Origin of the sequence: Acinetobacter sp. YH12236, from assembly GCF_013417645.1 — a bacterium.
In the GTDB taxonomy this organism is placed as follows: domain Bacteria; phylum Pseudomonadota; class Gammaproteobacteria; order Pseudomonadales; family Moraxellaceae; genus Acinetobacter.
The window spans coordinates 1-9,647 of record NZ_VPDM01000056.1 but is presented as its reverse complement, the minus strand read 5'-3'; the positions used below and the strand labels follow the sequence as shown (position 1 = coordinate 9,647).

General features: G+C 43.5%; 10 protein-coding genes. 5 read left to right on the top strand and 5 right to left on the bottom strand.

What is annotated here, in order from left to right:
- Positions 1-210 precede the first annotated feature (210 nt).
- Positions 211-777: an FxsA family protein gene (locus FTV14_RS15315; protein ID WP_159124495.1), complete on the bottom strand. Its 567-nt coding sequence runs from the start codon at positions 775-777 to the stop codon at positions 211-213.
- Between the two features lie 125 nt (positions 778-902).
- Between FTV14_RS15315 and ruvC the strand changes: the two genes are divergently transcribed.
- Positions 903-1,448 (top strand): crossover junction endodeoxyribonuclease RuvC, encoded by a 546-nt coding sequence (gene ruvC, locus FTV14_RS15310; protein WP_004784062.1) that lies wholly within the window; start codon positions 903-905, stop codon positions 1,446-1,448.
- Here ruvC and FTV14_RS15305 read toward each other — a convergent pair.
- Complete coding sequence (locus FTV14_RS15305; protein ID WP_180054120.1) at positions 1,445-1,726, bottom strand: acylphosphatase; 282 nt, start codon at positions 1,724-1,726, stop codon at positions 1,445-1,447. The genes ruvC and FTV14_RS15305 overlap by 4 nt on opposite strands.
- An 11-nt stretch (positions 1,727-1,737) precedes the next feature.
- Positions 1,738-3,195: an NAD(P)H-hydrate dehydratase gene (locus tag FTV14_RS15300; protein ID WP_180054119.1), complete on the bottom strand. Its 1,458-nt coding sequence runs from the start codon at positions 3,193-3,195 to the stop codon at positions 1,738-1,740.
- Between the two features lie 23 nt (positions 3,196-3,218).
- On the opposite strand from FTV14_RS15300, the gene queG reads away from it, so the two are divergent.
- From queG to bioB, 3 genes are all read left to right on the top strand, one after another.
- Positions 3,219-4,313, top strand: a complete 1,095-nt coding sequence (queG, locus tag FTV14_RS15295; RefSeq protein ID WP_159124491.1) for a tRNA epoxyqueuosine(34) reductase QueG — start codon at positions 3,219-3,221, stop codon at positions 4,311-4,313.
- Between the two features lie 106 nt (positions 4,314-4,419).
- The gene (locus tag FTV14_RS15290) at positions 4,420-4,638 is read left to right on the top strand and encodes a hypothetical protein (protein WP_005236211.1); all 219 of its coding nucleotides are present in this window, start codon (positions 4,420-4,422) and stop codon (positions 4,636-4,638) included.
- A 139-nt stretch (positions 4,639-4,777) separates the two neighbouring features.
- Positions 4,778-5,779 carry a biotin synthase BioB gene (gene bioB / locus FTV14_RS15285; RefSeq protein ID WP_179993091.1) on the top strand — a complete coding sequence of 334 codons (1,002 nt, stop codon included), beginning with the start codon at positions 4,778-4,780 and terminating at the stop codon, positions 5,777-5,779.
- Positions 5,780-5,789: 10 nt separating this feature from the next.
- On the opposite strand, the gene FTV14_RS15280 is transcribed toward bioB, so the two are convergent.
- A complete protein-coding gene (locus FTV14_RS15280) occupies positions 5,790-6,017 on the bottom strand; it encodes a hypothetical protein (protein WP_125279759.1) in 228 nt (75 codons plus the stop codon).
- 500 nt (positions 6,018-6,517) lie between these two features.
- Positions 6,518-8,029: an aldehyde dehydrogenase family protein gene (locus FTV14_RS15275; protein WP_180014192.1), complete on the bottom strand. Its 1,512-nt coding sequence runs from the start codon at positions 8,027-8,029 to the stop codon at positions 6,518-6,520.
- Positions 8,030-8,236: 207 nt separating this feature from the next.
- Here FTV14_RS15275 and FTV14_RS15270 point away from each other — a divergent pair, with 207 nt between their 5' ends.
- On the top strand, positions 8,237-9,418 hold the full coding sequence (locus FTV14_RS15270; protein WP_166139384.1) for a helix-turn-helix domain-containing protein: 1,182 nt from the start codon (positions 8,237-8,239) through the stop codon (positions 9,416-9,418).
- Positions 9,419-9,647 lie beyond the last annotated feature (229 nt).

The following is a 9,647-nucleotide window of genomic DNA, read 5'->3' as shown; positions in this document are numbered from 1 at the left end:
GTTCCATTTTAGAGATTTGTTTAAGATAAGATATAACTCATTGAGATGTGTCATAGTATTCGTCGTTAGAAAACAATTATTGTGACATTATTTCAATGAGTTATCTATTTTTGTCGTGTACAGAGCTTTTGTTTAATGAAATTAGAAAGTTCCAATAAAAAAGCCGAATCATGAGATTCGGCTTGAAGCATTTATATTGAAAGCGTGATTTTATTTCTTGTTCACATCTTTCATTTCAATTTTCTTGGCTTCCGGGGTCACTTCACGAGCTTCACCATCAATAATGGTTGAATCGCCATGCCCCCCCTGCTGGTTCTGCATATCCTGCATTTGACGCATCATTTCAGCAAACGGGTTTTGGCCTGCACCACCACCGACATCGCCCATCATGCCACCCATCATTTTTTCCATCATGGCTTGCTGACGTTTCATCATCATTTTCATCATGGCTGCCTGGAAAGCACGTTGTACAGGTGGAATCAGCATTAATACCGCAAGCACATCACTAATCAAACCAGGAATCAGCAGGAAAAAGCCGGCTAAGATTTTAGGCAAATTATTTGATAATGCTGGATCTGCACTCATCTGTCCCATCTGCATTTGCTGCATTTGTGGCATTACACCGGCCGAATATTTCCGGATCAGGTTCATACCGATAAAGAAAGCCGCCACGAACCAGAAAAATACGTACCACATGCTCCCGACAAGGTCACCCACGCCAATCCATACAAATACTTCGAGGACTAAGCCGGCCAGGATAATAAGAAATAATTTCATGAAAATTAATCTAATCTCAGTAAAATAAATATTAGGATGCTGTAATCAACTGCTTCATCAGGATCAAGCTTTTTTGATACGCTTATGTAACAATATGGGCATTATTTTATTTTTAAAGTGCAGGCATGTCATTAATTATTGGGATTGATCCCGGTTCGCGTCTAACAGGTTACGGTATCATCCAAAAAGAAGGTTCAAAACTCACTTTTGTTGATGCAGGAACGATTAGAACTGAAACAGCGGAAATGCCTGAACGTTTAAAACGAATCTTTGCTGGTGTCGAACGGATTGTCAAATTTTACGGCCCGACCGAGGCTGCGGTGGAACAGGTGTTTATGGCACAAAATCCGGATTCTGCTCTCAAACTGGGTCAGGCTCGTGGTGCGGCAGTCGCAGCCTTGGTGAATCTGGATCTGAAAGTTGCCGAATATACGGCACGGCAGATCAAACAGTCTGTTGTGGGCTATGGCGCTGCAGACAAAGAACAGGTTCAGATGATGGTTATGCGTATTCTGAACCTGACAATCAAACCGCAACAAGATGCTGCCGATGCACTTGCTGCTGCGATTTGTCATGCTCATGCTTCAGGCAGCATGAGTAAAATGGCCGTATTGAATGCCTTGGGCGGTATGGCACGCGGACGCAGCCGGGTCAGCACCCGTCGTCGTTAGTCTTTAGTTAATACTTTAAAATCCTGAAAATCAGCGTCCTGAAGAGTCAATTTCTGCTGATGAATTGCAGTAACTTCTGCACGTTGTGGTCCAGTTCTGCTGAACTGGATCATTTCCTGAACAATCGCTTCCTTCCCAACAATGATAGCCTCAACTTCACCTGTTTCCAGATTACGCACAAAACCCTTTAAACCTAATTGAATTGCTTGTTGTTCAAACCAGCGACGGTAGCCCACGCCCTGCACTTTGCCCTGAATGATCAAATGAATGGCCTGCATTTTTATTTTCCTTAGTGGTTCACAACCTGGTAAATGGCATGTTTCATATCTTGTGCCTGCAAGCCGCGCTCCCCATTTTTTGCCAGCAAATCGCCTGCAAGTGCGTGCAAAGTTACGATCTCATGTAAATGAATGGCATCTTTAAATTGGGCTTTCAAACTTGCGATCATGCCAGCAAGTACATCTCCCATTCCTCCGGTTCCCATACCGGCATTGCCTGCGGTACAGATGAAAAGAGCATCTTCTAAAATCAGGCTACCTGAACCTTTGAGCACCCATTGTCCCTGATATTTTTGCTGGAGCTGTTGAATTGCCTGAATACGATCTGCTTCGACTTCTGATGCTTTCATTTCTAACAAAGTAGCCGCTTCACCCGGATGTGGTGTTGCATAAGTATGGGCATTCAACTTTTGTGGTGATTTTGCCAGAAACCACAAGGCGTCTGCATCGAGAACTATCTCCAGTTCTGATTGCTGAATCAGGTCAAACCAGTATTTATATTGCTGTTCAGCCCAAGTATCTCGTCCTAACCCCATACCAAAACAGACAGCATCCACATGACGAACTAAAGCTTGGCGTTGCTCAGCATCTAGCGCATTAATATCACGCAGCATGATATTCGGAGCACGTGACAAAATGGCAGTATGATGTTTGGCATCACAAACCACAGTGACCTTACCTGCACCGGCAGCAAAGGCTGCCTCAGCTGCCATAATGACCGCACCGCCCATATCGGCATGCCCCCCAATTACGAGCACATGCCCATAACTGCCCTTATGTCCAAAAGCTTCACGTTTAGGCAGATGAATTTGAGTCGAGGAAATTTGAGCTATCGGCACAAGTTCAGCATCGGGAGGAATAACCGAGATGACCTCTACCTTGCCGGCATATTCTTTGCCTCGTCCGGTAAATAGTCCCGCCTTTAAACCTAAAACAGTAAAACTATGATCTGCCTTAATGGCAACCGGCAAAGACTGGCCTGTATTGGCATGCAGTCCGCTTGGAATATCCACTGCAATTTTAAGACCTTGCTGGGCATTAATGCTTTGAATAATCTGTTGCCAATTTTCATTTAGATCACGGTTCAAGCCGATCCCAAATAAGGCATCAATATAGACATCATATTGTTTCTGAAAATTAAAACCTGAATAAGTGGGTATACCGATTTGCTGAGTTTCCCGGATTGCTTGAGCCAGATCCTGTGATGGATCGGGTTCTGCTGCATAAATATCTATTTCAAAACCGGCCTGTTTTAAATATTTACCTATCAGATAACCATCACCGGCATTATTACCCTGACCGCAACACACAGCGATTCGGGTCAATTGCTGTTGTTCCAACAAAGGGATGAGTCGCTGCGCAATCGACCATGCTACCTGTTGCATCAAACCATAAGAACTATTTTGCTTGCCAAACCAGCGCTGCTCCCATGCTTGTATATTGCGGCTATGATAAACTTGCTGCTGCATTTCTTATTTCCTGTTTCTGGTTTATGACAACACCCGATTCCCAAGCGCAAATCCAAGTTTATCAACAAGATCCCCATGAACTGAAAGCGTGGATCAAAGCGCAGGCACGAGAACTGGGTTTTTCTGATTGTGTCATTGCCCAACCGGATGCTCAAGCAGAATTAGTCCGCTTGCAGGAATATTTAGACCGCGGCTATCACGGTGATATGAAGTTTTTGGAAGAAAATCTGGAAAAACGTGCCGATCCCACACTGCTTATTCCCAATACCAAATCCGTGATCTGTGTACGAATGGATTATCTGGTCGATCTTCCAGAACCGCGTCTAGTGCCCTATGCACCAAATTCTGCGATTATTGCCCGTTATGCCCGTGGTCGTGACTATCATAAGACCATGCGCGGGCGCCTAAAAATGCTGGCTTCTAAAATTCGGGAAAAAGTCGGTGAATTTGAATCCCGCCCCTTTGCAGACTCTGCTCCTGTATTTGAAAAATCCCTGGCCGAAAGTGCGGGCATGGGCTGGACCGGTAAACATACTTTATTAATCCATAAAAAATCCGGGTCTTTCTTTGTTTTAGGTGAGCTGTTTAGCTCACTGGAACTGCCCTTTGATGAGCCTGCAAGCAAACATTGTGGTTCATGCACAGCCTGTATTGATATTTGCCCGACACAGGCTATTGTTGAACCGTATATGCTGGATGCACGTCGCTGTATTGCTTATTTAACCATTGAGTATAAAGGGATCATTCCAGAGGAGTTACGTCGAGGGATTGGTAACCGGGTCTTCGGTTGCGATGATTGTCAGTTGATTTGTCCGTGGAACAGCTTTGCTCAAAAAACTAATATTGAAGATTTTCACCCCCGACATGGACTGGATCAAGTGAGTTTACTGGATCTCTGGCAATGGGATGAAGCTACATTTTTAAGCTCAACTGAAGGCAGTCCATTACGCCGTACCGGCTATCAGAGCTTTATGCGCAATATTGCGATCGGCTTGGGTAATGCGCCTTTTGATCCACAGATTGTCCAGGCATTACAAGCTCAGCAGAATCAACATGATGAGATTGTACAAGTTCATATTGACTGGGCCATACAGGAACAACTGGCAAAATCCCGGTAATTTTCAATTTTTACTTCGGTTCACATTTTCTCGTCAAAGCCTTACACAGTTACTGTGCAAGCTATGGCATAAAGGAAAAAGAATAGAAATAAAGCCGGAGGTGGATATGCAAAAGTCATCTGATACACAACATCAAAATCAGGAACAGCTTGAAGAGTTGCAACATCAACACCAGAAGCAGCAACAACAGCAACAGCAGCAGTCACAACATGGCCCGCTTGGCTCTCCAAAAAATAACCAGCACGAACAAGATGAACGTGTATTAAACAAGCAACATCGTAGTGATTTACAAAACCAGAATATTCACGGAAATCATCGTGAATAAACTCCGATCAAGAGTTCAACTACAAAGCTCACCTTGTGTGGGTTTTGTTTTTTCTATAAGGTCATATTTTGCTAATGAAGATGGCGATACTTTTACTTAAGATGGAGCCTGATAAATAAATATGAACAAGGATGGACAGATGAACAGTATTGATCCAATACGTAATGATTGGTCTCGTGCAGAAATTGAGGCCCTGTATCAACAACCTTTAATGGATTTGCTCTTTCAGGCTCAACAGGTTCATCGTCAATATTTTGATGCCAATGCCGTTCAGGTCAGTACCCTGCTCTCTATTAAAACCGGTAAATGCCCAGAAGATTGCAAATACTGTTCTCAGTCCGCACATTATGACTCCAAACTCGAAGCGGAAAAACGAATCGCAGTAGAAAAAGTAATTCAGGAAGCAAAAGAAGCTCTTGCCTCTGGCAGTTCACGTTTCTGTATGGGAGCAGCGTGGCGTAATCCGCATGAACGTGATATGCCTTATGTACTGGACATGGTACGTGAAGTCAAAGCACTGGGACTCGAAACCTGTATGACTTTAGGCATGCTGAATGCCTCACAGGCAGAACGCCTGAAAGATGCAGGACTGGATTATTACAACCACAATCTGGATACGTCACGTGAATACTATTCACATATTATCAGTACCCGCAGTTTTGATGACCGATTGGATACACTGGATCATGTGCGTCAAGCGGGTTTAAAAGTGTGTAGTGGTGGCATTGTCGGCTTAGGTGAAAGTCGTAATGACCGGATCGGTTTATTATTTGAGCTTTCTACACTTCCGATTCACCCAGAATCTGTGCCCATCAATATGCTAGTGCCAATTGAAGGCACACCGATGGCAGATGTTGAAAAACTGGATGTGATTGAATGGATTCGAACTATTGCAGTGGCCCGCATTCTGATGCCAAAAAGTTATATTCGTCTTTCGGCAGGCCGTGAATCACTGACTGACTCAGATCAGGCATTGGCATTTATGGCAGGCGCCAACTCAATTTTCTCAGGCGAAAAACTTCTAACGACTCCAAATACAGCCAAAGGTCGTGACCAACAGCTCTTTGAAAAATTGGGACTGGTAGCAGAACAACCAAAGCCAAGCATCCGCGCATTGGCGACTGATGCAATGGCAAGTTAATTGAAATAATTCAAGATGCTGAAAAGTTATGCGCAGTAATTAAAATGCCATAACTGGCATTGAGATAATCACCGATCCGGATCTGGTCTGTTCCATTGGCATGATGTACGACCAGTTCCTGCGTCAGTGCATCAAAACTAAAAGAGTCATAACAGTCCTGATGCAGGCTTAACCAGTGTAAAGTGTCAGCCAGATTTTCATCTACAATATAGGTTTTGGCATGGAAATCTTTGCTCATTTAAGCCTTCTCATCATGTGGTACTGGTAATGATTTTAATGGATATGAGTTTAGATTAAATATAATGGATATAAAAAAGTGAGCATATCGCTCACTTTTTCTTGCAGTATTTTTTAATCTCTTTGGGTACCACATTTGCGGCATTCCCAATCTGCCCCAATTTCCTCCATTTGCTGGTATTCATAAATGTGCAAGCAGAATAGTTTTTTCAGTAGTTGAAGCATTATAAAACTCCCGTTTCATCATTTTTAAAATACGCTTCTTTAGGCACCCTTCCTGAGTGTCGATTTGTTGTTCTGGATAAAAACCACCTCTAACTTATAACCAGAATTTTTCAAAATGTAAAACCTATTTCATTCATTTTTTCAACTTTCCGATAAAGTTAAATTTCAATTGATTCATGCTTTTAATTAGCATCTGTGATCTATATCTCAAATACCACTTATTAAAGATTCTCTACTATAAAAAAAGCGAACCGAAGTTCGCTTTTTTGCTTTTATTTAGAAGAAACCAGCTGGCTTGGTTGAATAACTCACCAACAGGTTTTTGGTCTGCTGGTAATGATCCAGCATCATCTTGTGGTTTTCACGACCGATCCCAGATTTCTTGTAACCACCAAAGGCTGCATGGGCCGGATAGATATGATAGCAGTTGGTCCAGACACGACCCGCTTCAATGGCACGGCCAGCGCGATACGAGGTATGTGCCGAACGTGACCAGACACCAGCACCTAGGCCATAAATCGTATCGTTGGCAATCTTGATGGCATCATCAAAATCTTTAAAGGTGGTTACTGCCAGTACCGGCCCAAAAATTTCTTCCTGGAAGGTACGCATATTATTGGTGCCTTTAAAGATGGTCGGTTCAATGTAGAAGCCTTGCCCGACTTCCTGACGTACACCGCCACCAACAAGCACTTCTGCACCTTCGCCGCGACCTGTTGCAATACACCCCAGAATCTTGTCCTGCTGTTCCTGCGATGCCTGCGCACCAATCATGGTTTCAGTATCGAGTGGATGACCAGTTTTAATACGTTTAACCCGATCGATTGCCAGTTCCAGGAACTGATCAGCAATACTTTCCTGGACCAAAGCACGTGATGGACAGGTACAGATTTCCCCTTGGTTCAAGGCAAACATGGTGAAACCTTCCAGTGCTTTTTCCAGATAATCATCCTGCTGCGCCATGACATCTTCAAAGAAAATATTTGGTGATTTACCACCAAGTTCCAGTGTCACCGGAATAATATTTTCAGTGGCATATTGCATGATTTGCTGACCTACAGCAGTCGAACCAGTGAAGGCAATTTTGGCAATACGCGGATTCACAGCCAGTGGACGGCCGACTTCAACACCATAGCCATTCACGATGTTTAATACACCTTCAGGTAACAGGTCCTGAATCAGTTCAGCCAGTACCAGAATACTGACCGGGGTCTGCTCTGCCGGTTTCAGAACGATACAATTGCCTGCGGCCAAAGCCGGTGCCAATTTCCATGCTGCCATCAAGATCGGGAAGTTCCATGGAATGATCTGACCAACCACACCTAAAGGCTCATGGAAATGGTAGGCAATGGTATCTTCATCAATCTCAGAAATGCCGCCTTCTTGCGCACGGATACAGCCGGCGAAATAGCGGAAGTGATCAATCGCTAAAGGAATATCAGCAGCCAGGGTTTCACGGATTGGCTTGCCATTGTCCCAGGTTTCAGCCACCGCCAGCAGTTCCAGATTGGCTTCGAGACGATCAGCAATTTTGAGCAGAATGTTAGAGCGAGTCGTTGGAGATGATTTATTCCATTGTGCTTTAGCTTTATGCGCAGCATCCAGCGCCAGTTCGATATCTTCCACGCTAGAACGTGGCACTTTGGTAAACAGCTTGCCATCTACAGGAGAAATATTATCAAAGTATTCGCCTTTGACTGGCGGCACCCATTGCCCACCAATAAAGTTGTCATACTGGGCTTTGAAATGAACTTTTGAGCCAGGCTGGTTCGGATCGATATAACGCATATGTATTTCCTTTGCTTATTTTAATCTTTAAAAATGCTGCATCTACAGCTTTGGTATAAGGTACATCCGTACTCTATTTAGTTAACATACGCGTTATAAGGTTGGAGAAAGGTTGGCACTCAACCGATTTACATTTCTTTTGATTCCTCATAAAAACAATAATAATTACATTTGGATGTAAATCATGAATTATTGTGAGAATAAGGAATGATGACAGAACAGAGCTTGATACAACAAAGGCAAAAAATTGATCAGCTTCGTCAAAGCAGCAGTTTATCGCCTTCACATGCAGCACAACTCGAACAGAGCATCGTTAGCTCCTGGCAACGCTCTTCTTTAGCCGAGATTCCCAAAAATCGTCTGGCTGCCCCATTAACAGATATAAAACAAATCAGCACTTCTTCGGCTTTAAGTCATGCCTTGGAACATTGTGCTGAAAGTTTGAGGCATATTGCCGAACAGTCCTCTATGGTTTTGGCCGTTGGAGATATTGGCAGTACGGTACTATGGCGGGCCTCCTGCCCTGAATTGCGCACAATTGCTGATAATATTCACTTAGTTGAAGGCGGTCAGTGGCGTGAGGAACTGGTCGGGACCAATGCCCTTGCCCTGTCGATCAAAACCCAACAATCGAGCTGCGTGTTTTCCAGCGAACATTACATGCCTTCCGTGCAGGATCTAGTCTGTTATGCCTCCCCCATTATTGATCCTTATTCCAAACAGATTCTAGGGGTTATTGATCTGTCCACCCACTGGCAAAAACATAATAGCTTAGGGCTATTAGCAGCCGAACGTTGTGCATCCATCATTCAATCTGCTTTACTGGAATCGCAAAAACAGCGTTTATATATTCGTGCCTTTTCTGTCCCGCAGGTCATTTTTAATGGTAAAACCCTGACCATAACCCCACGCCAGACTGAAATTCTCGCTATTCTGGCTTTATTCCCACAAGGTTTAAGTCTGGATCACTTGCATCAGGCACTTTATGGCGAACGTAAAGTCAGCATGGGTACGCTAAAAGCTGAAATGTCACAGTTACGAGATATTCTGGGCGGTATGCTTGGTTCGCGCCCTTATCGATTGCTGGCGCATGTTGAAGCAGACTTCCTGCAAACCGAACAGTCTTTAGATGCAGGTTATATCGATTCAGCCTTAAAACTTTATACTGGAGTTTTTCTGGCAAAAACTGAAAGCCCATTTTTATGTGCATGGCGGGATTGTCTGGAATCACGTCTCAGTGATGCTATTTTCAAAGCCAATGAAACTGATGTGCTGCTGAAACATGTAGCACGTTTTCCTGAAGCAATTGATGCGGTTGAACGTCTGATTGAACTGATGCCAAAAGGTCATCCAGCACATCAAACCCTGCTTAAATTTCAGGATATTTAAAAATCAGATCATTTCTTGTTTGGCTTCTTGTTAGCAAGATAATTACGGCTATCTTCCATTGAGAAGATTCCAACTTATAAAAATATAAAAAGCATTTAACTAGGGTGTGTTGACACTTTTAGCTTAAAAAAATAGCGAAGTAGTAAAATCAAATCGCCAAACCCAATTTTACTATTCGCTATGCCTCGTACCATGCTGACAGATCAACACTGGCAAAAGTTGAAAGTTA